Below are 23,969 nucleotides of genomic sequence, written 5' to 3'. Positions count from 1 at the left end.
TTTATATGACGTCTCTATACTTAGCTTCCGGTTCACCGCGCCGCCAGGAACTGCTCATGCAGTTGGGCGTTGCTTTTGAACGAATTGTCACGGGCATCGAAGAGAAGCGTGGCGAGGGGGAAAGCGCGCAACAATATGTGTCGCGCCTGGCACGGGAAAAAGCCCTGGCGGGTGTGATGCAGACGTCGCGCGATCTTCCTGTGCTGGGCGCGGATACCATCGTTATTCTCAACGGTGAAGTGTTAGAGAAGCCGCGTGACGCCCACCATGCGGCGCTGATGTTGCGCAAATTGTCCGGGCAAACGCATCAGGTGATGACGGCTGTTGCGTTGGCGGATAGCCAGTATGTGCTCGATTGTCTGGTGATGACCGAGGTGACGTTCAGAGCGTTGACGGATGCGGATATCGCTGACTATATAGCCAGCGGTGAACCGATGGATAAAGCAGGTGCATACGGTATTCAGGGGCGGGGTGGCTGTTTTGTCAGGAAGATAAATGGCAGCTATCACGCCGTGGTCGGCTTACCGCTGGTTGAAACGTATGAGTTGCTGAGCAATTTTAACTCACTGCGTGAGAAAAGGGATAAACATGACGGCTGAATTGTTGGTAAACGTAACGCCATCAGAAACACGTGTGGCGTACATAGATGGCGGTATTCTGCAAGAAATTCATATTGAGCGCGAAGCGCGACGCGGGATCGTAGGCAATATCTACAAAGGTCGGGTCAGTCGCGTACTTCCGGGTATGCAGGCGGCTTTTGTAGATATTGGGCTAGATAAAGCCGCGTTTCTTCACGCTTCTGACATTATGCCGCACACCGAATGCGTGGCGGGCGAAGAGCAAAAACAGTTCACCGTTCGCGATATTTCAGAACTGGTGCGGCAGGGGCAGGACCTGATGGTGCAGGTGGTGAAAGATCCGCTGGGCACCAAAGGCGCGCGCCTGACAACCGATATCACCTTACCGTCTCGTTATCTGGTCTTCATGCCTGGCGCCTCGCACGTTGGCGTTTCTCAACGCATCGAAAGTGAAGCCGAACGTGAACGACTGAAAAAAGTGGTCGCCGAGTACTGCGATGAACAGGGCGGATTTATCATCCGTACCGCGGCAGAAGGCGTTTGTGAAGACGATCTGGCGTCGGATGCCGCGTACCTCAAGCGCGTCTGGACCAAGGTGATGGAGCGCAAAAAGCGCCCGCAGACGCGTTACCAGATGTATGGCGAGCTGGCGCTGGCGCAACGTGTGCTGCGTGATTTTGCTGACGCACAGTTAGACCGCATTCGCGTGGATTCCCGTCTGACCTATGAAGCCCTGCTGGAGTTTACTGCGGAGTACATCCCGGAAATGACCAGCAAGCTGGAGCATTACAGCGGACGCCAGCCGATTTTCGATCTCTTTGACGTTGAGAATGAGATCCAGCGTGCGCTCGAGCGAAAAGTTGAACTGAAATCCGGCGGTTACCTGATTATCGATCAAACTGAAGCGATGACCACCGTTGATATCAACACCGGCGCGTTTGTTGGCCACCGTAATCTTGATGACACTATCTTCAACACCAATATTGAAGCGACCCAGGCGATTGCCCGTCAACTGCGACTGCGTAATCTCGGCGGCATCATTATTATCGATTTTATCGACATGAATAATGAGGATCACCGTCGCCGGGTGCTGCATTCGCTTGAGCAGGCGCTGAGTAAAGATCGGGTGAAAACCAGCATCAACGGTTTCTCCCAGTTGGGTCTGGTGGAGATGACGCGCAAGCGCACGCGTGAGAGCGTGGAGCATGTGTTGTGCAACGAGTGTCCAACCTGTCACGGACGTGGCACGGTGAAGACGGTGGAAACCGTCTGCTATGAGATCATGCGTGAGATCGTTCGTGTGCACCATGCATACGACTCGGACCGTTTCCTGGTCTATGCTTCGCCGGCGGTGGCGGAAACCCTGAAAGGGGAAGAGTCGCACGCGCTGGCGGAAGTGGAGATTTTTGTCGGCAAACAGGTCAAAGTACAAATTGAACCGCTCTATAACCAGGAGCAGTTTGACGTCGTAATGATGTAAACCGATACGGTGCCGCGTGACGGGCGGCACATTTTCAGGCAGACAAGGAGAGACGCGTGAGGCGATTGCCGGGGATATTATTGCTCACTGGAGCCGCGCTCGTCGTTGTCGTAGCGCTGCTGGTCAGTGGTTTGCGCCTGGTATTACCGCATCTCGACAGCTGGCGTCCGACGATCCTCAGCAAAATTGAGTCTGCTACTGGGCTGCCAGTTCAGGCCAGTCAGCTTTCTGCCAACTGGCAAAATTTTGGTCCCACCCTCGAAGCACGCGATATTCGCGCCGAACTGAAAGACGGCGGCGAATTCTCGGTTAAACGCGTTACTCTGGCGCTGGATGTCTGGCAAAGTTTGTTGCACATGCGCTGGCAGTTTCGCGATCTCACTTTCTGGCAACTGAATTTCCGTACCAACACGCCGATTGAACGCAGCGAAAGCGGTGATGGGCTGGAAGCCAGTCGAATCAACGATCTCTTTCTGCGCCAGTTCGATCACTTCGATCTACGCGACAGCCAAATCAGCTTTTTGACGCTGTCCGGCCAGCGCGCTGAACTGGCGATCCCGCAGCTCACCTGGGTTAATGGTAAAAATCGCCATCGCGCGGAGGGACAGGTCAGTCTCTCTAGTTTGACCGGTCAGCACGGCGTCATGCAGGTGCGCATGGATCTTCGTGATGATGATGGGTTGCTGAATAATGGTCGGGTCTGGCTGCAGGCTGACGATATCGACGTGAAGCCGTGGTTGGGCAAATGGATGCAGGATAATGTGGCGCTGGAGACCGCGCGCTTTAGCCTCGAAGGCTGGATGACCATCAGCAAAGGTGAAATCGCCGGTGGCGATGTCTGGCTAAAACAGGGCGGAGCAAGCTGGAAAGGCGACAACAACACTCATACGCTCTCTGTCGACAACCTGACGGCGCATATCAGTCGTGAGCAACCCGGCTGGCAGTTTTCTATCCCTGATACCCGCATCACGATGGACGGCAAGGCATGGCCGCGCGGTGCGTTACAGCTTGCCTGGATCCCAGAGCAGGAAGTTGGCGGTGCGGACAGTAAACGCAGTGATGAACTCCGCATCCGCGCCAGCCATCTGGCGTTGACAGGACTTGAGGGGCTACGCCCGATGGTGTCGAAGCTCTCACCCGCGCTGGGGAATATCTGGCTTGCCACCCAACCGAGCGGAAATATCGATACCCTGGCGCTGGATATCCCACTTCAGGCCACGGAAAAGACTCGTTTTCAGGCCTCATGGCGCGATCTGGCGTGGAAACAGTGGAAGCTGTTGCCGGGGGCGGAGCACTTCTCCGGAACGCTCTCCGGGAGCGTGGAAAATGGCACGCTGACCGCGTCGATGAAACAGGCGAAAATGCCTTATGAAACGGTCTTTCGCGCGCCTTTAGAAATTGAAGATGGCGTTGCCACGCTGAGCTGGCTGAAGAATGACAAAGGTTTTCAACTGGACGGACGTAATATCGATGTGAAAGCGAAAGCCGTCCATGCGCGTGGTGGGTTCCGTTATCTCCAGCCGACAGGCGATGACCCCTGGCTGGGGATTCTGGCGGGGATTAGCACTGATGATGGCTCACAGGCCTGGCGTTACTTCCCGGAAAACCTGATGGGTAAGGAACTGGTGGATTATCTTAGCGGCGCGATTCAGGGCGGTGAGGCGGATAACGCGACGCTGGTGTACGGCGGTAATCCGCATTTGTTCCCGTACAAGCACAACGAAGGCCAGTTTGAAGTGCTGGTCCCACTGCGCAATGCGAAATTTGCTTTTCAGCCGGACTGGCCTGCGCTGACCGATCTGAATATCGAGCTGGATTTCCTTAACGACGGCCTGTGGATGAAAACTGATGGCGTTAATTTAGGCGGCGTGAAGGCCTCGAATCTGACGGCTATTATCCCGGACTACGCTAAAGAAAAGTTGCTGATTGACGCCGATATTCAGGGGCCGGGCAAGGCGGTGGGACCCTATTTTGACGACACACCGTTGAAGACGTCGCTGGGCGCCACGCTTGAGCAATTGCAGATCGACGGCGATGTGAATGCTCGCTTACATCTGGATATCCCGCTGGACGGCGAACTGGTTACCGCAAAAGGCGATGTGTCGCTGCGCGATAACAGCCTGTTTATCAAACCGCTCGACACCACCCTGAAAAACCTCAACGGTAAATTCAGCTTTACCAATGGCAACCTGAAAAGCGAGCCGATGACGGCGAACTGGTTTAATCAACCGCTGAACGTTGATTTCACCACCACGGAAGGGGCGAAAGCCTATCAGGTCGCGGTAAATCTCAACGGCAACTGGCAGCCCGCTCGCACAGGCGTATTGCCTTCGCAGGTCAATGACGCGCTTAGCGGTAGTCTGGCATGGAACGGGAAAGTGGGTATCGATCTGCCGTATCATTCCGGCGCGACGTACAACATCGAACTCAACGGCGATCTTAAGAATGTAAGCAGTCACTTACCTTCGCCGCTGGATAAAGAGGCTGGCGCGGCGTTACCCGTTAAAATCAACGCCACTGGCGACCTGCGTCGCTTTACGCTGACCGGTAGCGCCGGGCAGGAAAACCACTTCAATAGCCGCTGGTTGCTCAACCAGAAGCTGACGCTGGATCGGGCAATCTGGACGGCGGAAAGCCAGACGGCACCGCCGCTGCCTGAAGCGGAAGGGATCGAGTTGAATCTCCCGGCGATGGATGGCGCGCAATGGCTGGCGCTGTTTCAGAAAGGGGCGGCGGACAACGTCGGCACCAACGCCATTTTCCCTCAGCACATTACGCTGCGCACCCCAGCGTTAACGTTGGGAGGACAACAGTGGAACAACCTGAGCCTCGTTTCTGAACCGGCATCGAATGGGACTAAAGTCGAGGCGCAGGGGCGTGAGATCAACGCCACGCTGGCAATGCGCAATAATGCGCCGTGGCAGGCGTTTATCAAATACCTCTATTACAACCCCACCGTGGCCAAAGCGGATAACAGCGACGCGCCTGCATCGCCATTTGCCTCTGTAGAACGCTTTAGTTTTCGCGGCTGGCCTGACGTTCAGTTGCGCTGTGAAGAGTGCTGGATGTGGGGTCAGAAATACGGACGTATCGATGCGGATGTGGCCATTCAGGGCGACACTCTGAACCTGAGTAATGGCCTGCTGGATACCGGCTTCACCCGGCTGACGGCAGATGGACAGTGGGTAAACACCCCCGGCAGCGAGCGTACTTCTTTAAAAGGAAAACTACGGGGTAGCAAAATTGACGCTGCGGCAGGATTCTTTGGCGTTTCTACGCCGATTCGCAACGCATCTTTCAACGTGGATTACGATCTGCACTGGCGCAACCCGCCGTGGCAGCCGGAGGACGCCTCGCTGAACGGGATTATCCGCACTCGCCTGGGCAAAGGGGAGATCACCGATCTAAGTACCGGGCACGCCGGGCAGTTGCTGCGTCTGTTGAGCTTTGACGCACTGCTGCGTAAACTGCGCTTCGATTTTAGCGATACCTTCAATGAAGGATTTTACTTCGATTCCATTCGCAGCACCGCCTGGATCAAAGACGGCATATTACATACCGACGACACGCTGGTGGACGGACTGGAAGCGGATATCGCCATGAAAGGGTCGGTCAACCTGGTGCGCCGTGAGCTGGATGTTGAAGCGGTGGTGGCACCGGAAATCTCCGCCACGGTAGGGGTAGCTGCCGCGTTTGCGGTGAACCCCATCGTTGGTGCGGCAGTCTTTGCTGCCAGTAAAGTGCTTGGACCGTTGTGGAGTAAAGTCTCGATTCTGCGTTATCGGATCACGGGTCCGCTCGACAAACCACAAATCAACGAAGTCCTGCGTCAGCCGCGGAAAGAAAATTCGCAATGATTTGACGGGGGCAAGGAATTGCCCCACTCTCAGTACATAGATCCTCTATCTGCAGTCACTAACGAGTAGCAATAACGATGAGTCTGAACCTGGTAAGTGAACAATTGCTAGCAGCGAACGGCCTGAAACATCAGGATCTGTTTGCCATTCTGGGCCAACTGGCCGAACGTCGTCTTGATTACGGCGACCTCTATTTTCAGTCGAGCTATCACGAATCCTGGGTTTTAGAAGACCGCATCATTAAAGATGGTTCTTACAATATCGATCAGGGTGTTGGCGTTCGCGCCATCAGCGGTGAAAAAACCGGATTTGCCTATGCTGATCAGATCAGTCTGCAGGCGCTGGAACAGAGTGCGCGCGCTGCGCGTACCATTGTACGTGACAACGGCGACGGGAAAGTAAAGACCCTCGGTGCTGTGGCGTATCCGGCGCTGTACACCTGCGTCGATCCGTTGCAAAGCATGAGCCGTGAAGAAAAGCTCGATATCCTGCGCCGCGTCGATAAAGTCGCCCGCGAAGCGGATAACCGCGTGCAGGAAGTATCGGCCAGCCTGACCGGCGTGTATGAATTAATCCTCGTTGCCGCTACTGACGGGACGCTGGCCGCCGATGTGCGTCCGCTGGTGCGTTTGTCGGTCAGCGTGCAGGTTGAAGAAGAGGGGAAACGTGAGCGCGGCGCCAGCGGCGGTGGCGGGCGTTTTGGCTACGATTATTTCCTCGCCGATCTGGATGGCGACGTCCGCGCCGACGCGTGGGCGAAAGAAGCCGTGCGCATGGCGCTGGTGAACCTGTCCGCGGTTGCGGCGCCAGCCGGGACGTTGCCCGTCGTATTGGGGGCCGGCTGGCCGGGCGTACTACTGCATGAGGCGGTGGGGCATGGTCTGGAAGGGGACTTTAACCGCCGCGGCACATCGGTATTCAGTGGTCATATGGGCGAACTGGTCGCCTCTGAACTGTGCACCGTGGTGGACGATGGGACGATGGTGGATCGCCGGGGATCGGTGGCTATTGATGATGAAGGCACGCCGGGCCAGTACAATGTCCTTATCGAAAACGGCATTCTGAAAGGATACATGCAGGATAAACTGAATGCGCGCCTGATGGGCGTTGCGCCGACTGGAAACGGCCGCCGCGAGTCTTACGCGCATCTGCCGATGCCGCGCATGACCAACACCTATATGCTGCCGGGCAAATCCACGCCGCAGGAGATCATTGAGTCCGTAGAGTACGGGATCTATGCGCCAAACTTTGGCGGCGGTCAGGTGGATATCACCTCCGGTAAATTCGTCTTCTCTACCTCAGAAGCTTATCTGATTGAGAACGGCAAAGTGACGAAGCCGGTGAAAGGGGCCACGTTGATTGGTTCGGGTATCGAAGCGATGCAGCAGATTTCGATGGTCGGGAACGACCTGAAGCTGGATAACGGCGTTGGCGTCTGCGGCAAAGAAGGTCAAAGCCTGCCGGTTGGCGTGGGGCAGCCGACGTTGAAAGTCGATAATTTAACCGTCGGTGGTACCGCGTAATGTGCTCTTTATCCTCTCCCGGAGCGGGAGAGGATGTCTTCCTCACACTTTCTCTTTTCCGCGGCCGTACATTCCCTGAAAAATCTGCGCCACGTCGACGAAATAGTCGGTCAGATAGTTAATCACCACCTGTACCTTCAGCGGCAGTTTGTCTTTTTCGGTATACAGCGCGTAGACCGGGCGCGGATCGGACTGATAGCGCGGCAGCAAGATCTCAAGTTCGCCCCGGTTGATCTCGTTTATCACCCACATTAGCGGGACGTAAGCGACGCCCGCGCCGGCGGTCAGCCAGCGGTTGAGGGTCATTGGATCGTTGGTTACAAATCGTCCCTGTGGGATCAGGCGCGTGGAGATCCCTTCCGGCGCGATCAGCTCAAACTCATTATCCGGCCGCACGCTGTATTCCAGCCAGGAGTGGTTGGTGAGATCGGCTGGTTTTTCCGGAATCCCATACTGGGCGAGATAACTTTTCGCCGCGCATAACACCATCGGCATCGCGCCCAGACGACGGGAAAACAGACTGGAATCCTGGAGTGCACCTACGCGGATAACTACATCCAGACCGTCGGCAATCAGGTCGGGTGCCGGAATACCAGTGACCAGATTAACCGTCAGGCCGGGGTGTTCTTTGAGCATTTTGGCGGTGATCCCTGCGAGGACATTTTGTGCCATGGTTGAAGAACAACCAATACGCAGCGTACCAATCGGCGTGTTGTTAAAGGCATAAAGCTGTTCGTGAACATCCTGCACTTCATGCAGCATACGCCGACAGCCCTGATAGTAAATTTTTCCGGCTTCGGTAAGCCCAATACTGCGCGTGCTGCGGTTCAACAGCTTGACCTGCAGTTCATCTTCCAGTTTTGCCACCGTCTGGCTGATCGACGAAACACTCATTTGTAGCTGTCTGGCGGCGGCGGTGAAGGAACCAAACTCCACAACTTTCGCGAACACCGACATGCGCTTTAATCGTTCCATTATTCACTCTGGCTTAAAAGTGATTTAGATCACATATTATAGATAACAGCATAACAGTTACGGTAATATATTATTATTCAAATAAAGGCTATGTCGCTCTCGCCTGGCTTTCCTTGCCCTTCTCCGCGTCGACATTCGCTGAAAACTATATCGCCTGCACTCTCTAAACTATCAAGGTCAACATGAGTCTGTTTCCCGTTATCGTGGTGTTTGGTCTGTCCTTCCCACCGATATTTTTTGAATTGCTTCTGTCACTGGCGATTTTCTGGCTGGTGCGTCGGGTGCTGGTGCCTACGGGCATCTATGACTTTGTCTGGCATCCGGCGCTGTTCAATACTGCGCTGTATTGCTGTCTCTTTTACTTGCTATCGCGCCTGTTCGTTTGAGGTTGAAGTGAAAACACTAACAAGAAAAATCTCCCGTACGGCCATTACCCTCGTTCTGGTCATCCTGGCATTCATCGCTATTTTCCGTACCTGGGTCTATTACACCGAATCACCGTGGACGCGTGATGCCCGCTTTAGCGCAGATGTGGTTGCCATTGCGCCGGACGTTGCCGGACTTATCACGCATGTTAACGTCCACGATAACGATCTGGTGAAGAAAGATCAGGTGTTGTTTACCATCGATCAACCACGCTACCAAAAAGCGCTGGAAGAGGCCGAAGCCGACGTCGCCTATTACCAGGTACTGGCGCAAGAGAAACGCCAGGAAGCCGGGCGTCGTAACCGACTTGGCGTCCAGGCCATGTCCCGTGAAGAGATTGATCAGGCCAACAACGTTCTGCAAACCGTATTACATCAGCTTGCCAAAGCGCAGGCGACCCGCGATCTCGCAAAGTTAGATCTGGAAAGAACCGTCATTCGCGCGCCTGCGGATGGCTGGGTGACTAACCTGAACGTCTATACCGGTGAGTTTATCACGCGGGGGTCCACCGCCGTGGCGCTGGTGAAACAGAACTCTTTTTACGTACTGGCCTATATGGAAGAGACCAAGCTCGAAGGTGTTCGCCCCGGCTATCGTGCAGAGATCACGCCGCTGGGAAGTAACAAGGTGTTAAAAGGAAGAGTCGATAGCATCGCGGCAGGGGTCACCAATGCCAGCAGCACACGCGATGACAAAGGGATGGCGACGATCGATTCCAATCTGGAATGGGTACGCCTCGCGCAGCGTGTGCCGGTTCGTATCCAGCTTGACGATCAGCAGGAAAACCTGTGGCCAGCCGGAACTACCGCGACGGTCGTGATCACCGGCAAGCAGGATCGTGACGAAAATAATGACTCGTTTTTCCGTAAAATGGCGCACCGTTTGCGCGAATTTGGTTAATTGTGATGGGCATTTTTTCCATCGCCAACCAGCACATTCGCTTTGCGGTCAAACTGGCCAGCGCGATTGTCCTTGCGCTGTTTGTTGGCTTCCATTTCCAGCTTGAAACACCACGCTGGGCGGTGCTGACAGCGGCGATTGTCGCGGCAGGTCCGGCCTTTGCCGCCGGCGGCGAACCGTATTCCGGCGCGATTCGTTATCGTGGGATGCTGCGTATTGTCGGCACCTTTATTGGTTGTATCGCGGCGCTGGTGATCATCATTGCGATGATCCGTGCGCCGCTGCTGATGATTCTGGTGTGCTGTATCTGGGCGGGTTTTTGTACCTGGATCTCTTCACTGGTGCGCGTCGAGAATTCTTATGCGTGGGGGTTATCGGGCTACACCGCGCTGATTATCGTCATCACTATTCAAACCGAACCGCTGCTAACGCCGCAATTTGCCGTAGAACGCTGTAGCGAGATTGTCATCGGCATTGTCTGCGCCATCATCGCGGATCTGCTCTTTTCTCCGCGATCGATTAAGCAGGAGGTCGATCGTGAGCTTGATAGTCTGCTGGTGGCGCAGTACCAGTTGATGCAGTTGTGCATTAAACACGGTGATAGCGAAGAAGTGGACAACGCCTGGGGCTCGCTGGTGCGTCGGGCTACGGCGCTGGAAGGAATGCGCAGCAACCTGAACATGGAATCCTCTCGCTGGGCACGGGCGAATCGCCGTCTGAAGGCGATCAATACCCTGTCGCTGACCATGATTACGCAATCCTGCGAAACGTATCTGATTCAGAACACTCGTCCTGAGCTGATCACCGATACCTTCCGCGAGTTCTTCGCCATGCCGGTTGAAACCGCGCAGGATGTACATAAACAGCTCAAGCGCCTGCGTCGGGTGATTGCCTGGACCGGGGAACGTGAAACGCCCGTCACGCTGTATACCTGGGCTGGGGCGGCAACGCGCTATCTTCTGCTAAAGCGCGGCGTGATTAGCAACACCAAAATCAGCGCCACGGAAGAGGAGGTGTTGCAAGGAGAACCGGTGGTGAAAGTCGAGTCTGCGGAACGTCACCATGCCATGGTGAACTTCTGGCGCACTACGCTCTCTTGTGTGCTGGGAACGCTGTTCTGGCTGTGGACAGGCTGGACTTCCGGTAACGGCGCGATGGTGATGATTGCGGTGGTGACTTCGCTGGCAATGCGTCTGCCGAACCCACGTATGGTTGCTATCGATTTTATCTACGGTACGCTTGCCGCACTGCCGCTGGGGGCGCTCTATTTTCTGGTGATCCTCCCCAATACTCAGCAAAGCATGCTGTTGCTCTGCCTGAGTCTGGCGGTGCTAGGGTTCTTTCTGGGGATCGAAGTACAGAAGCGGCGGCTGGGGTCAATGGGTGCGCTGGCCAGCACCATTAACATTATCGTGCTGGATAACCCGATGACCTTCCACTTCAGCCAGTTTCTGGACAGTGCGTTAGGGCAGATTGTCGGCTGTGTACTGGCTTTTTTGGTCATTGTGATTGTGCGCGATAACTCTCGCGATCGTACGGGCCGTGTGCTGCTCAACCAGTTCGTCTCTGCGGCGGTGTCAGCGATGACCACCAACGTGGTACGGCGCAAAGAGAACCATCTTCCCGCGCTTTATCAGCAACTTTTTCTGTTGATGAATAAATTCCCGGGGGATTTACCGAAGTTCCGCCTGGCGCTAACGATGATCATTGCACACCAGCGCCTGCGGGATGCCCCTATTCCGGTCAACGACGATCTCTCTGCGTTTCACCAGCAGCTGCGTCGTACGGCGGATCATGTTATTTCTGCCGTGAATGACGACAAGCGCCGACGCTACTTTGGCCAGCTTCTGGATGAGCTGGATGTGTATCAGGAAAAACTGCGCGTCTGGGAAGCGCCGCCGCAGGTGACCGAACCGGTGAAACGACTGACCGGCATGTTACACAAATACCAGCATGCGCTAACCGACAGCTAACCTTCAGAAACCGATGCCAAAAGCGTCGGTTTTTTTATGGCTATACTTAATCGATGTGCGCAATTGATGACATCAGAAGGAGAAAACACGATGCAAACGCTCCAGGATAACGAACTTTTTCAGACAGGGTATCTGGTCGACGGGCACTGGAAAACGCTGGCAACCACGTTTGATGTACTTAATCCGGCCACGGGGGAAGTCATCGCGAAAGTGGCAAAAGCAGGAAAACAGCAGACTGAAGAGGCTATCGCTGCTGCCACCAGAGCGTTTCCCGGCTGGCGCGCGAAAACTGCTAAAGAGCGCTCGGCGATTTTGTATCGCTGGTATGAATTGATCCTCGAGCATAAAAGCTGGCTGGGTCGGTTAATGACCACTGAGCAAGGCAAGCCACTGAAAGAAGCCGAAGGCGAGGTGGAATACGCCGCCAGCTTTATCCAATGGTTTGCCGAGCAGGCGAAACGGGCTAACGGCGAAATCATCCCGCCGATCAAACCCGGCTCTTGCATTCTGGCGACCCGCGAACCCATTGGCGTGGTGGCGGCAATTACGCCATGGAATTTCCCGATGGCCATGCTGACCCGTAAGCTCGGCCCGGCGCTGGCGGCAGGTTGTACCGGGGTGATAAAACCAGCTAATAATACCCCGCTGAGTGCCTTTGCGCTGCTTACGCTGGCGAAGAAGGCGGGTGTGCCTGATGGCGTGCTCAACGCCGTCGCGGGTAATACGCCGGAAATTAGCGATGCCATCATGGCAAGCCATGAGGTGCGCAAAATTTCATTCACCGGTTCAACGGCTGTCGGTAAAACGCTGGTACGTAACGCCGCGGAAACGATGAAAAAAGTGTCGATGGAACTGGGTGGCAATGCTCCGTATATCGTATTTGACGATGCGGACATCGATGCGGCAGTGAAAGGCGCGATCGCCAATAAATTCCGTAATGCCGGACAGGTTTGCGTCAGCGTGAACCGCTTTTATATCCAGGAGGGTGTCTACGACGAGTTCACGCGAAAACTGGCCGATGCGGTTCAGGCATTACAGGTGGGGAATGGTCTGGATGACGGCGTGGTGGTTGGGCCGCTGATCGAACCGTCTGCAGTCGATAAAGTGCGTGAGCATGTTGAAGATGCCGTCGCGAAAGGGGCGAAAGTGCTGGCGGGCGGAAAACCTCATGCGCTCGGCGGTAACTTCTGGCAACCCACCGTGTTGGGAGAGTGCGGCGATGATATGAAACTGGCGAGTGAAGAAACGTTTGGCCCGGTTGCCGCCTGTTTCCGCTTTACACAAGAACAAGACGTGATTGAGCGTGCGAACAACACGCCGTTTGGCCTGGCCGCTTACTTCTATACACAAAACCTACAACGAGTGTTCCGCGTCTCTCAGGCCATTGAAAGCGGTATGATCGGGATAAACGAATGTGCGGTTTCCACCGAACTGGGACCGTTTGGCGGGGTGAAAGAGTCCGGACTGGGTCGTGAAGGATCGGTGCTGGGGTTAGACGAATTTCTGGAAGTGAAAACCCTGCATATTGGCGGCCTGTAGTCAGACCAATGTCGGGAAGGTGGCGATAGATGAATATCTATACATTTGATTTTGATGAAATTGAGGAGCAGGACGACTTCTACCGTGAGTTTGCGCGGATGTTTGGCCTGGCCAAAGAGAAAGTGAATGACCTCGATTCTCTGTGGGACATCATCATGAGTGAAGCGCTGCCGTTACCGCTGGAGATTGAATTTGTGCATCTCCCCGAGAAGTCACGACGACGCTATGGCGCATTGATTTTGTTGTTTGATGAAGCGGAAGAAGAACTGGAAGGTCAGTTGCGTTTTAATGTACGTCATTGAGAGATAAAAAAAGCCCCCGACAGTCGGGGGCAATGTCGTCGGACTAGACGACGAGGGTTTATTTGTACAATTCGGCAGTGGCATGCCAGGTATCACCGCTGCGGGCTTCGGTGATCTGATACGCTGATGCGCCTTTTTCCTGGGCTTTTTTGTTCAGCATTTCATGCATGTCCATGGGGCTGGAGCCGATTGCACTTACGGAGACCGAGCCAATCGCTTCGCGATTTTGTGCTTGTTCTGCGCTGATAGAATCTGCGGCGAATGCGCCGAAAGAAAGAACAGAGAGAACACTTAATGCAGCAACAGTTGTTTTGATTTTCATGATAAGTACCTCGTCGAATTTATTATTGGGGGCCTTCGTTTCGTGACCCTCATCACAAAATCAAGTATACACTAATCACGCAATAAATTAATACCACGCTAATTGTTTCATTGAATCATAAGTAATGAAAATGGATTTTTTTATACTTGTCTGGAATTAAAAAGTGGGGTTTTTCTGTTTATATCCAATAAAATCATATGGATATAAAATTTTGCGATTTGTGCGTTTTTAGGTTTTCGCCTTCACTGTGTTAATGGTTTTGGGCAGATAAACGCACTATTTGTTAAATGAGAAGGGAGATAAACGCACGGGAAGTGGGCGTTAATACAGGATTTTACCCCGCCACCTCAGGCGACGGGGAGAGTGGATCAGAGCTCTTGTTCGAACAGCTCCAGAATAGCTTCGTAGAGATCTTTCACCGTAAAGCCATTAGCCGGGGTGGTAAAGATGGTGTCATCCCCAGCGATGGTACCCAGAATGCCTTCTGCCTTACCCAGCGAGTCCAGCAGGCGGGCAATTAACTGCGCAGCACCAGGGCTTGTATGGATCACCACCACGGCATCGTTAAAATCAATATCAAGCACCAGGTTTTTCAGCGGACTGGAGGTGGTGGGTACGCCCAGTTCAGCCGGGAGGCAATACACCATCTCCATTTTCGCATTGCGGGTGCGTACAGCACCAAATTTTGTCAGCATGCGTGAAACTTTGGACTGGTTGATGTTATCAAAGCCCTGATCCTGCAACGCGAGGACAATTTCGCCCTGGGAACTGAATTTTTCTTCTTTAAGTAGTGCTTTAAACGCTTTAACTAATTCTTCTTGCTTAGCTGAGCTTCGCATAAGTCACCCGTAGTATGAGAGTGGAAACAACATTATTATGCATACAGATGAATTTTTATGCAAATGGTCTGCCCAAATGAAGGCTGAAATAATGTTATGAAAGAGCGGAATTTTATCAAATTTTGTTATCAAGAAACATGCCTGTGTCACGCCTCGCAAATAAGCTTAAAAGTAAATTAATTGTTATAAAATTGATGTTGTTTTGGGCTTGCAGTAGGGTATATTGTCACCACCTGTTGGAAAGTTGCTCTACTGCACAGACATCTTCGGATTACGTCAATTAAATGCATAAAAGCTAAATTCGCGTGACAACACAGAATTGAATACGGGTGATTGTATTCATCGAATTTGTGGTTTAACGTCGCCGCCGCGGAGCAACAAACACTAGTTTATCAATATAATAAGGAGTTTAGGATGAAAGTCGCAGTCCTCGGCGCTGCTGGCGGTATCGGCCAGGCGCTTGCACTACTGTTAAAAACCCAACTGCCTTCAGGTTCAGAACTCTCCCTGTACGACATCGCTCCAGTGACTCCCGGTGTGGCTGTAGATCTTAGCCATATCCCAACTGCTGTGAAAATCAAAGGCTTCTCCGGTGAAGACGCGACCCCGGCACTGCACGGTGCTGACGTGGTGCTGATCTCCGCAGGTGTGGCGCGTAAACCGGGTATGGATCGTTCCGACCTGTTTAACGTCAATGCGGGCATCGTGAAGAACCTGGTACAGCAGATCGCGACGACCTGTCCGAAAGCCTGCATCGGTATCATCACCAACCCGGTAAACACCACCGTCGCCATTGCGGCAGAAGTCCTGAAGAAAGCGGGCGTTTACGACAAAAATAAACTGTTTGGCGTGACCACGCTGGACATCATCCGCTCCAATACCTTTGTTGCGGAACTGAAAGGTAAACTTCCGACTGAAGTTGAAGTTCCAGTAATCGGTGGACACTCTGGCGTGACCATTCTGCCACTGCTGTCACAGATCCCGGGCGTGAGCTTCACTGACCAGGAAGTCGCTGACCTGACCAAGCGCATTCAGAACGCGGGTACCGAAGTGGTTGAAGCGAAGGCCGGTGGCGGATCGGCAACCCTTTCTATGGGCCAGGCGGCCGCTCGTTTCGGTCTTTCTCTGGTTCGCGCACTGCAGGGTGAAAAAGGGGTTGTAGAATGTGCCTACGTTGAAGGTGACGGCCAGTACGCGCGTTTCTTCTCGCAGCCGCTGCTGCTGGGTAAAAACGGCGTTGAAGAGCGTCAGTCTATCGGCAAACTGAGCGCATTTGAGCAGAACGCGCTGGAAGGCATGCTGGATACCCTGAAGAAAGATATTCAACTGGGTGAAGAGTTCGTTAACAAGTAAGTGAACCTTGAAGCCATAAAAAAACCGGAGCGATGTCTCCGGTTTTTTATTGTCTGATTGCCGATCGTTAATTGGTTGCCGGGTATTCCTGAATGGTGACCTGAAGCGTCAGTTGCTTATCATCACGCATGACAATCACCGGAATGACCGATCCTGGGCGAATCTCTGCCACCTGGTCCATCGTTTCCAGGGCGGAGACCGCAGGTCTGCTGTTCACGGAGATAATCAGATCGTTAACCTGAATACCGGCCTGCGCCGCCGGGCCATCCGGCGCCACTTCGTTCACGACGATCCCCTGGATTTGGTCCATACCGCCGCCCTGGGTGTGCAGAGGGGCGATTTCACGACCGCCAATCCCAATGTAGCCACGGATTACACGGCCATCGCGAATGAGCTTATCCATAATCTTGGTCGCCAACTGGAACGGAATGGCAAAGCCGATGCCTTCCGGCGTTTCGCCATCGTTACTTTTATCAAACGACAGGGTGTTGATGCCCATGAGTTCGCCCAGCGAGTTCACCAGTGCGCCGCCGGAGTTACCGTGGTTGATAGAGGCATCCGTTTGCAGGAAGTTCTGCCGCCCGGTCGGGTTAAGGCCGATACGCCCCGTGGCGCTGATAATGCCCTGGGTGATGGTTTGTCCAAGGTTATAGGGGTTACCGATCGCCAGCACCACGTCGCCGATATGCGGTGAACGCCCGGCGTTAATCGGAATCGTCGGCAGGCCGCCAGTGGCGTTGATTTTCAGTACCGCCAGATCGGTCAGTGTATCGGAGCCAACCAGAAGTGCTTCAAATACACGCCCATCCTGCAAGGCGACGATGATCTGATCGGCATCGTTGATCACATGCTTGTTGGTAATGATGTAGCCGCGCTGATCCATAATCACGCCTGAACCCAGAGTGCGAATTTCCAGTTGATTATGCGCGGTGCTGTTCATACTGCGGTTATAGACGTTGACCACAGCGGGGGCCGCGCGACGTACCGCAGAGTTATAGCTGGCGGGCGTCTCGTCGGCACTGTCATATTGCGGCGCAGAAAACGTGTTGATTTTGCGAAGCGAAGGCATGGCTGCCAGAAGAATGGCGCCAACAATCAAACCAATTGCGACCGAACGTAAAAGCTTCACTAACATGATGGAGGCGTCATTAATAAAGGGAACGGCAGCAGCATATCACGAGTTAACCGGACATCACACGCGAGGCTAATGTCCGGCAGCCTGGATTTAGCGCAGGAGCAGATAAATGCTCTCGTTACCGCGGACTATCTGTAGCGCGATAATGGACGGTTTGGCTTCCAGCACTTTGCGCATCTCGGCGATAGAGTTCACACGGTCACGGTTGACCCCAATGATCACATCATCCTTCTGTAAACCAGCCTGAGCGGCGGGACTACTCTTTTCAACGCTGTCAATTTTGATGCCTTTACTGCCGTCTTTAAGCTGACCGTCACTCAGCGTCGCCCCCTGTAAGGCCGGGGCAATCATCTCCGCGCTGGCAGACGACGACGTGCTGGTATCGAGCGTCACTTCCACTTCCTGCGGTTTACCGTTACGCAACAGGCCCAGCTTCACTTTGGTGCCGGGTTCTGTGGTGGCAATCCGGGAGCGCAGTTCGGCAAAACTGTTGAGCGGTTTGCCATTGAGACTGGTAATCACATCGCCAGACTTAATGCCCGCTTTGGCTGAACCAGAGTTCGGTAGCACTTCACTGACAAAGGCGCCGCGTTGCACATCTATCTTGAATGCTTTGGCGATATCAGCGCTCATTTCTGTCCCTTTGATTCCTAACAGACCGCGCTTGATTTCACCAAACTGAATCAGCTGCTGCGCGAGTATTCGGGCCATATTACTGGGGATGGCAAAACCGATTCCGACACTGCCGCCGCCAGGCGCAAGAATAGCGGTATTAATACCGATCAGCTCGCCGTTCAGGTTAAGCAGCGCGCCGCCGGAGTTCCCGCGGTTGATTGAGGCATCAGTTTGAATAAAGTTTTCCAGCCCCTCCAGGTTCAACCCGCTGCGCCCCAGCGCGGAGACGATACCGGAAGTGGCGGTTTGCCCCAGACCAAATGGGTTACCGACCGCCACGGCGAAATCACCCACACGCAGTTTATCCGAGTCGGCGATGGCGATTTGCGTCAGTTTACTGGCGTTTTGAATTTGCAGCAGGGCGATGTCGCTTTGATCGTCGCTGCCAATCAGTTTGGCCTCGAATTCACGCCCGTCATTCAACTGAACGCTGATCTTTTGCGCTTGATTAATTACATGATTGTTGGTCAGGACATAGCCTTTTGCGGCGTCGATAATGACCCCGGACCCCAACCCTTCGAATGGCTGCGCCTGCTGATCGGGCAGATCATCGCCAAAGAATTTTTTAAACTCTTCCGGAACCTTCTGCGTTTGCGTCGCAGTGCCTTCAACCTTCACGCTAACGACGGCAGGCAGCACCTTTTCAAGCATCGGGGCTAGACTGGGCAGCGCGGGTTGGCCGGGAACCTGGCCTGGAATCGACGCAATGGCCTGAAATGGCGCCGAGAGAGTTAACCCGACACTTAACGCTAATGCACTCAACAGCTGGGTTTGTATTTTCATTGATCCTGCTCTCGTACCTTGAGTAAAGGGAAGACGATTCAAAACAGTTTGATGTTATTGAATTTTCACTCTGCTAACAATGCGGATAATGATTAAATGATAGTCGGGACGGGAGAGAAGAGGTGGGCGCAATCGCTGCGCCCGGAAAAAATATAATCGCTGTGCGGTCAGTCGCGCTTTGCGCCACTACGCAGCAGGCCGGATGCACCTTCGGAGTAGTCACGCGGCATTTGTACTGGCGCCTGATCGTTACTGGCTTCCGACTCGGCCAGACGGTTACGGAACGGGTTAGATTCCGCTGACAGTTCCGGCAGCAGGCTGCTGGAGCTTTTCGCCATATGCTGATACAACTGGCGGTAATCGTGGGCCATGGTGTCCAGCAATTCTGCGCTGCGGGCAAAATGGCTGACCAGCTCTTCGCGATATTCTTCCAGCTCCGCTTTATTCTTTTCCAGTTCGTACTGTAACGCCTGTTGCTGGCGTAATTTCCGGTTACCAAAACGCATGGCTACAGCACCGACGATGATGCCGACGACTAACCCAATTAGCGCATATTCCCAGGTCATGAACATCTCCCGTTGTCTTTTGTTTCCGTAGGGTGTTGGCTTTAGGCTCCATGCCTGCGCCTGATACTGCCACTATAACCGCTAATCCCACAGAAGTGGAATCCCGTCTTTATATCGCGTAGTGTAGAACGGCCTTTTTTTCGTCAACCGTGAACGACGGCACACCGATTTTCAAGGAATAACAATAACATCATGCAGAGCTTTACCCCCACATCGCGTTACCTGAAGGCCATTAACGATGGCACTCACCAGCCCGACGACGTGCAGAGAGAGGCAGTCAATCGCCTGGAGATCATTTATCAGGCGTTAACGGCGAACAAAACGTCTGTCCCCGAAGCAAAAGGGCTTTTGGCCCGCGTCGGTAAATTACTGGGGAAAAAAGAAGAGACGCACAGCGCGGCGGTGCGAGGCTTATATATGTGGGGGGGCGTAGGGCGCGGAAAAACCTGGCTGATGGATTTGTTTTATCACAGTCTGCCGGGCGAGCGTAAACAGCGCCTGCACTTTCATCGTTTTATGTTACGCGTACATGAAGAGTTAACTGCTCTACAAGGCCAAACCGATCCGCTCGAAACCCTGGCCGACCGCTTTAAGGCGGAGACGGATGTATTGTGCTTTGATGAGTTTTTTGTGTCGGATATTACTGACGCGATGCTGCTTGGCGGTTTGATGAAAGCGCTGTTTGCGCGGGGGATTACGCTGGTGGCAACATCGAACATTCCGCCTGATGAACTGTACCGCAATGGATTACAGCGCTCGCGCTTTCTTCCCGCTATCGATGCGATTAAGCAGTATTGCGACATCATGAACGTAGACGCAGGCGTGGATTATCGTCTGCGAACATTGACCCAGGCGCATTTGTGGCTTTCACCGCTGAATAATGAAACGCAGCAGAAGATGGACAACCTCTGGCTGGCGCTGGCGGGTGCTAAACGTGAACAGCAGGGGCCGGTTCTGGAGATCAATCATCGTCCGTTACCGACGCTGGGCATGGAAAATCAGACGCTGGCGGTGTCATTTCACACCCTGTGCGTCGATGCCCGCAGCCAGCATGACTACATTGCGCTGTCACGCCTCTATCATACGGTGATGCTGCTTGACGTGCCGGTGATGACGCCGTTAATGGAAAGCGAAGCGCGTCGTTTTATCGCGCTGGTGGATGAATTTTACGAGCGTCACGTCAAACTGGTGGTGAGCGCCGCGGTGCCTCTCTATGAGGTGTATCAGGGCGAACGGTTGAAGTTCGAATTCCAGCGTTGCCTGTCGCGTTTACAGGAGATGCAGAGTGAAGAGTATCTGAAGCGAGAGCACATGCCCTGACGGCTGGCAATAAACTGTTGAGCAAATCACATTTAGGGGTCGATCTTTGACCCCGACTTCTCTATAATCTTGCGACCCCACGTTACAAGAAAGTTTTTTTCCCAAAACTTTTTGTGTGCTGGCATTGGCTATTCGAAGGGGTAGGTTTGCCGGACTTTGTCGTGTGAACCTCAACTGACATAACGTTTGGGTGTTCACCAACGTGTAACTTATTTATTGGGTAAGCTTTTAATGAAAACTTTTACAGCTAAACCAGAAACCGTAAAACGCGACTGGTACGTTGTTGACGCGACCGGTAAAACTCTGGGCCGTCTGGCTACTGAACTGGCTCGTCGCCTGCGCGGTAAGCATAAAGCGGAATACACTCCGCACGTAGATACCGGTGATTACATCATCGTTCTGAACGCTGACAAAGTTGCTGTAACCGGCAACAAGCGTACTGACAAAGTGTACTATCACCACACCGGTCACATCGGTGGTATCAAAGAAGCGACCTTTGAAGAGATGATTGCTCGCCGTCCTGAGCGTGTGATTGAAATCGCGGTTAAAGGCATGCTGCCAAAAGGCCCGCTGGGTCGTGCTATGTTCCGTAAACTGAAAGTTTACGCTGGCAACGAGCACAACCACGCGGCACAGCAACCGCAAGTTCTTGACATCTAATCGGGATTATAGGCAATGGCTGAAAATCAATACTACGGCACTGGTCGCCGCAAAAGTTCCGCAGCTCGCGTTTTCATCAAACCGGGCAACGGCAAAATCGTTATCAACCAACGTTCTCTGGAACAGTACTTCGGTCGTGAAACTGCCCGCATGGTAGTTCGTCAGCCGCTGGAACTGGTCGACATGGTTGAGAAACTGGATCTGTACATCACTGTTAAAGGTGGTGGTATCTCTGGTCAGGCTGGTGCGATCCGTCACGGTATCACCCGCGCTCTGATGGAGTACGACGAGTCCCTGCGTTCCGAACTGCGTAAAGCTGGCTTCGTTACTCGTGATGCTCGTCAGGTTGAACGTAAGAAAGTCGGCCTGCGTAAAGCACGTCGTCGTCCGCAGTTCTCCAAACGTTAATTGTTTTCTGCCTTTGGCAGATTACGGTTGGCGAAAAAACCCGCTTCGGCGGGTTTTTTTATGGATAAATCTGGCGTAATCCTCTGACAGCTCCCTCTTTTTCCCCATTTCCAGAATCGACTCACCACAAAGGTCACAAAATCTGGTAAACTATCATCCAATTTTCTGCCCAAATATCGGGTATTGCTCATTTTTTGTTTGCTTTTTGAACGATGATGACTTTTCCGAGTGGGTGACATCACTTCTGACTGGCCATGCGATGGCTGGTAGCAGTAAAAATTCTGAATATACCTGGAGGTTTTCATGGCTGTCGCTGCCAACAAACGTTCGGTAATGACGCTGTTTTCTGGTCCTACTGACATCTATAGCCATCAGGTCCGCATTGTGCTGGCTGAGAAAGGTGTAAGTTTTGAGATCGAGCACGTGGAAAAGGACAATCCACCTCAGGATCTGATTGACCTCAACCCGAATCAGAGCGTTCCGACACTGGTGGATCGTGAGCTGACCCTGTGGGAATCTCGCATCATTATGGAATACCTGGATGAGCGTTTCCCGCATCCGCCATTAATGCCGGTTTACCCGGTGGCACGTGGTGAAAGCCGCCTGTACATGCACCGTATCGAAAAAGACTGGTATACGCTGATGAACGTCATCGTGAACGGGTCTGCTTCAGAAGCTGACGTTGCCCGCAAACAACTGCGTGAAGAACTGCAGGCGATTGCGCCGGTATTCGGTCAGAAACCGTATTTCCTGAGCGATGAATTCAGCCTGGTGGATTGCTACCTGGCGCCGCTGCTGTGGCGTCTGCCGCAACTCGGTATTGAGTTCAGCGGTGCGGGCGCGAAAGAGCTGAAAGGTTACATGACCCGCGTCTTCGAACGTGACTCTTTCCTGGCGTCCTTAACCGAAGCTGAACGCGAAATGCGTCTTGGCCGGGGTTAATACTGATGGATTTGTCACAGCTAACACCACGTCGTCCGTATCTGCTGCGTGCTTTCTATGAGTGGTTGCTGGACAATCAGCTCACGCCGCACCTGGTGGTGGATGTGACGTTGCCTGGCGTGCATGTTCCGATGGAATATGCTCGCGACGGGCAGATTGTCCTGAACATTGCACCACGCGCGGTGGGGAATCTGGAGCTGGCTAACGACGAAGTGCGTTTTAACGCGCGTTTCGGCGGTGTTCCGCGTCAGGTATCTGTACCGTTAGCGGCGGTGCTGGCGATTTACGCACGTGAGAATGGCGCCGGAACGATGTTCGAACCGGAAGCCGCTTACGATGAAGACGTTGCCAGTCTCAATGATGATGACGCAACATCTGATGCAGAGAACGAGACGGTGATGTCAGTCATTGATGGCGATAAGCCGGATCATGACGATGACAACAGCCCGGATGACGATCCGCCGCCGCCGCGCGGTGGTCGACCGGCGTTACGTGTTGTTAAATAGATGAAAGCGGGCCCAACGGGGCCTGTTTTTGATCTCACCGACCGCGGTTTCACCCTCCTTTCGATCCTGTGTTACGATGAGCCTGTTGTTGTTTGCCACCGTGACTCGCAGAACAGGTCTTATGAACGCATTTGATTCGCAAGCAGAAGATTCTTCAGCCACCATTGGGCGCAGCCTTCGCCGTCGTCCGCTGGCGCGTAAAAAGCTGTCGGAAATGGTCGAGGAAGAGTTGGAGCAGATGATCCGTCGCCGTGAGTTCGGCGAGGGGGAACAGTTGCCGTCCGAACGGGAACTGATGGCCTTTTTCAATGTTGGTCGTCCCTCTGTGCGCGAAGCGCTGGCAGCGCTGAAGCGTAAGGGGCTGGTACAAATCAACAATGGCGAACGCGCCCGCGTTTCGCGTCCTTCGGCAGACACGATCATTGGTGAACTGTCCGGTATGGCGAAAGATTTCCTCGCGCATCCAGGCGGCATTGCCCACTTTGAGCAGTTGCGCCTGTTCTTTGAGTCCAGTCTCGTGCGTTATGCAGCGGAGAATGCGACAGAAGAACAGATCGATCTGCTGGCAAAAGCGCTGGAGATCAACAGTCAGTCGCTGGATGACAATGCGATGTTTATTCGTTCAGATGTCGATTTTCATCGCGTACTGGCGGAGATCCCCGGCAATCCGATCTTTATGGCGATCCACGTTGCGCTGCTGGACTGGCTGATCGCCGCTCGTCCGACCGTGCCGGATCGTGAGCTTTATGAGCATAATAACGTGAGTTATCAGCAGCATATTGCCATCGTGGACGCGATTCGCCGACGCGATCCGGATGAAGCCGATCGCGCACTGCAATCTCATCTCAACAGCGTTTCTGCCACCTGGCACGCCCTCGGTAAAAATTCAAAAATGCGTAAGTGATCG

At 53.6% G+C, this 23,969-nt stretch carries 22 protein-coding genes; 16 read left to right on the top strand and 6 right to left on the bottom strand.

The window, feature by feature from the left end; translation table 11 throughout:
• Positions 1-5 precede the first annotated feature (5 nt).
• From KE671_RS12545 to tldD, 4 genes are all read left to right on the top strand, one after another.
• A complete protein-coding gene (locus KE671_RS12545; RefSeq protein ID WP_206163218.1) occupies positions 6-599 on the top strand; it encodes a Maf family protein in 594 nt (197 codons plus the stop codon).
• Positions 589-2,058, top strand: coding sequence for a ribonuclease G (rng, locus tag KE671_RS12540; RefSeq protein ID WP_042998334.1), 1,470 nt, complete (start codon positions 589-591; stop codon positions 2,056-2,058). The genes KE671_RS12545 and rng overlap by 11 nt, the downstream gene beginning before the upstream one ends.
• 56 nt (positions 2,059-2,114) lie before the next feature.
• Positions 2,115-5,915, top strand: coding sequence for an AsmA2 domain-containing protein YhdP (gene yhdP / locus KE671_RS12535; protein ID WP_206163217.1), 3,801 nt, complete (start codon positions 2,115-2,117; stop codon positions 5,913-5,915).
• Between the two features lie 77 nt (positions 5,916-5,992).
• On the top strand, positions 5,993-7,438 hold the full coding sequence (gene tldD, locus KE671_RS12530) for a metalloprotease TldD (RefSeq protein ID WP_206163216.1): 1,446 nt from the start codon (positions 5,993-5,995) through the stop codon (positions 7,436-7,438).
• Positions 7,439-7,480: 42 nt separating this feature from the next.
• Here tldD and aaeR read toward each other — a convergent pair whose 3' ends face one another.
• The gene (aaeR, locus tag KE671_RS12525; RefSeq protein WP_206163215.1) at positions 7,481-8,413 is read right to left on the bottom strand and encodes an HTH-type transcriptional activator AaeR; all 933 of its coding nucleotides are present in this window, start codon (positions 8,411-8,413) and stop codon (positions 7,481-7,483) included.
• A 182-nt stretch (positions 8,414-8,595) separates the two neighbouring features.
• Here aaeR and aaeX point away from each other — a divergent pair, with 182 nt between their 5' ends.
• The 5 genes from aaeX to KE671_RS12500 all read left to right on the top strand — a co-directional run bounded on the left by aaeX (position 8,596) and on the right by KE671_RS12500 (position 13,553).
• Entirely contained in the window at positions 8,596-8,799 is a 204-nt protein-coding gene (gene aaeX / locus KE671_RS12520; protein WP_206163214.1) for a p-hydroxybenzoic acid efflux pump operon protein AaeX, read from the top strand.
• A 7-nt stretch (positions 8,800-8,806) separates the two neighbouring features.
• A complete protein-coding gene (gene aaeA, locus KE671_RS12515; RefSeq protein WP_152406186.1) occupies positions 8,807-9,739 on the top strand; it encodes a p-hydroxybenzoic acid efflux pump subunit AaeA in 933 nt (310 codons plus the stop codon).
• Positions 9,740-9,744: 5 nt separating this feature from the next.
• On the top strand, positions 9,745-11,712 hold the full coding sequence (gene aaeB, locus KE671_RS12510) for a p-hydroxybenzoic acid efflux pump subunit AaeB (protein ID WP_206163213.1): 1,968 nt from the start codon (positions 9,745-9,747) through the stop codon (positions 11,710-11,712).
• Between the two features lie 90 nt (positions 11,713-11,802).
• Positions 11,803-13,251, top strand: a complete 1,449-nt coding sequence (locus KE671_RS12505) for an NAD-dependent succinate-semialdehyde dehydrogenase (RefSeq protein ID WP_206163212.1) — start codon at positions 11,803-11,805, stop codon at positions 13,249-13,251.
• A gap of 29 nt (positions 13,252-13,280) precedes the next feature.
• Entirely contained in the window at positions 13,281-13,553 is a 273-nt protein-coding gene (locus tag KE671_RS12500) for a barstar family protein (protein WP_206163211.1), read from the top strand.
• A 58-nt stretch (positions 13,554-13,611) separates the two neighbouring features.
• Here the strand turns inward: KE671_RS12500 and yhcN are convergent, their stop codons facing one another.
• Together yhcN and argR are read right to left on the bottom strand one after the other, a co-directional pair.
• Entirely contained in the window at positions 13,612-13,875 is a 264-nt protein-coding gene (gene yhcN, locus KE671_RS12495) for a peroxide/acid stress response protein YhcN (protein ID WP_042324990.1), read from the bottom strand.
• Between the two features lie 368 nt (positions 13,876-14,243).
• Complete coding sequence (gene argR, locus KE671_RS12490; protein WP_042324992.1) at positions 14,244-14,714, bottom strand: transcriptional regulator ArgR; 471 nt, start codon at positions 14,712-14,714, stop codon at positions 14,244-14,246.
• A gap of 414 nt (positions 14,715-15,128) precedes the next feature.
• Between argR and mdh the strand changes: the two genes are divergently transcribed.
• Positions 15,129-16,067, top strand: a complete 939-nt coding sequence (mdh, locus tag KE671_RS12485) for a malate dehydrogenase (protein ID WP_042998326.1) — start codon at positions 15,129-15,131, stop codon at positions 16,065-16,067.
• A gap of 67 nt (positions 16,068-16,134) precedes the next feature.
• Here the strand turns inward: mdh and degS are convergent, their stop codons facing one another.
• The 3 genes from degS to zapG form a co-directional block, all read right to left on the bottom strand.
• Positions 16,135-17,202, bottom strand: a complete 1,068-nt coding sequence (gene degS / locus KE671_RS12480) for an outer membrane-stress sensor serine endopeptidase DegS (protein ID WP_206163210.1) — start codon at positions 17,200-17,202, stop codon at positions 16,135-16,137.
• Positions 17,203-17,292: 90 nt separating this feature from the next.
• Positions 17,293-18,660: a serine endoprotease DegQ gene (degQ, locus tag KE671_RS12475; protein ID WP_206163209.1), complete on the bottom strand. Its 1,368-nt coding sequence runs from the start codon at positions 18,658-18,660 to the stop codon at positions 17,293-17,295.
• A gap of 167 nt (positions 18,661-18,827) precedes the next feature.
• A complete protein-coding gene (zapG, locus tag KE671_RS12470; RefSeq protein ID WP_042324999.1) occupies positions 18,828-19,226 on the bottom strand; it encodes a Z-ring associated protein ZapG in 399 nt (132 codons plus the stop codon).
• A gap of 192 nt (positions 19,227-19,418) precedes the next feature.
• On the opposite strand from zapG, the gene zapE reads away from it, so the two are divergent.
• The 6 genes from zapE to nanR all read left to right on the top strand — a co-directional run bounded on the left by zapE (position 19,419) and on the right by nanR (position 23,966).
• Complete coding sequence (gene zapE, locus KE671_RS12465) at positions 19,419-20,546, top strand: cell division protein ZapE (RefSeq protein ID WP_206163208.1); 1,128 nt, start codon at positions 19,419-19,421, stop codon at positions 20,544-20,546.
• A gap of 231 nt (positions 20,547-20,777) precedes the next feature.
• Complete coding sequence (gene rplM / locus KE671_RS12460) at positions 20,778-21,206, top strand: 50S ribosomal protein L13 (protein ID WP_042325003.1); 429 nt, start codon at positions 20,778-20,780, stop codon at positions 21,204-21,206.
• A 15-nt stretch (positions 21,207-21,221) separates the two neighbouring features.
• On the top strand, positions 21,222-21,614 hold the full coding sequence (gene rpsI, locus KE671_RS12455; RefSeq protein WP_000829818.1) for a 30S ribosomal protein S9: 393 nt from the start codon (positions 21,222-21,224) through the stop codon (positions 21,612-21,614).
• 303 nt (positions 21,615-21,917) lie between these two features.
• Complete coding sequence (sspA, locus tag KE671_RS12450) at positions 21,918-22,556, top strand: stringent starvation protein SspA (protein WP_042998321.1); 639 nt, start codon at positions 21,918-21,920, stop codon at positions 22,554-22,556.
• Between the two features lie 5 nt (positions 22,557-22,561).
• Positions 22,562-23,062, top strand: a complete 501-nt coding sequence (gene sspB, locus KE671_RS12445) for a ClpXP protease specificity-enhancing factor (protein ID WP_206163207.1) — start codon at positions 22,562-22,564, stop codon at positions 23,060-23,062.
• A gap of 76 nt (positions 23,063-23,138) precedes the next feature.
• The gene (gene nanR / locus KE671_RS12440) at positions 23,139-23,966 is read left to right on the top strand and encodes a transcriptional regulator NanR (RefSeq protein ID WP_206163206.1); all 828 of its coding nucleotides are present in this window, start codon (positions 23,139-23,141) and stop codon (positions 23,964-23,966) included.
• Positions 23,967-23,969 lie beyond the last annotated feature (3 nt).

Source organism: Citrobacter amalonaticus, assembly GCF_018252635.1.
Classification (GTDB): domain Bacteria; phylum Pseudomonadota; class Gammaproteobacteria; order Enterobacterales; family Enterobacteriaceae; genus Citrobacter_A; species Citrobacter_A amalonaticus_E.
This window is presented reverse-complemented; position numbering and strand designations above follow the sequence as displayed.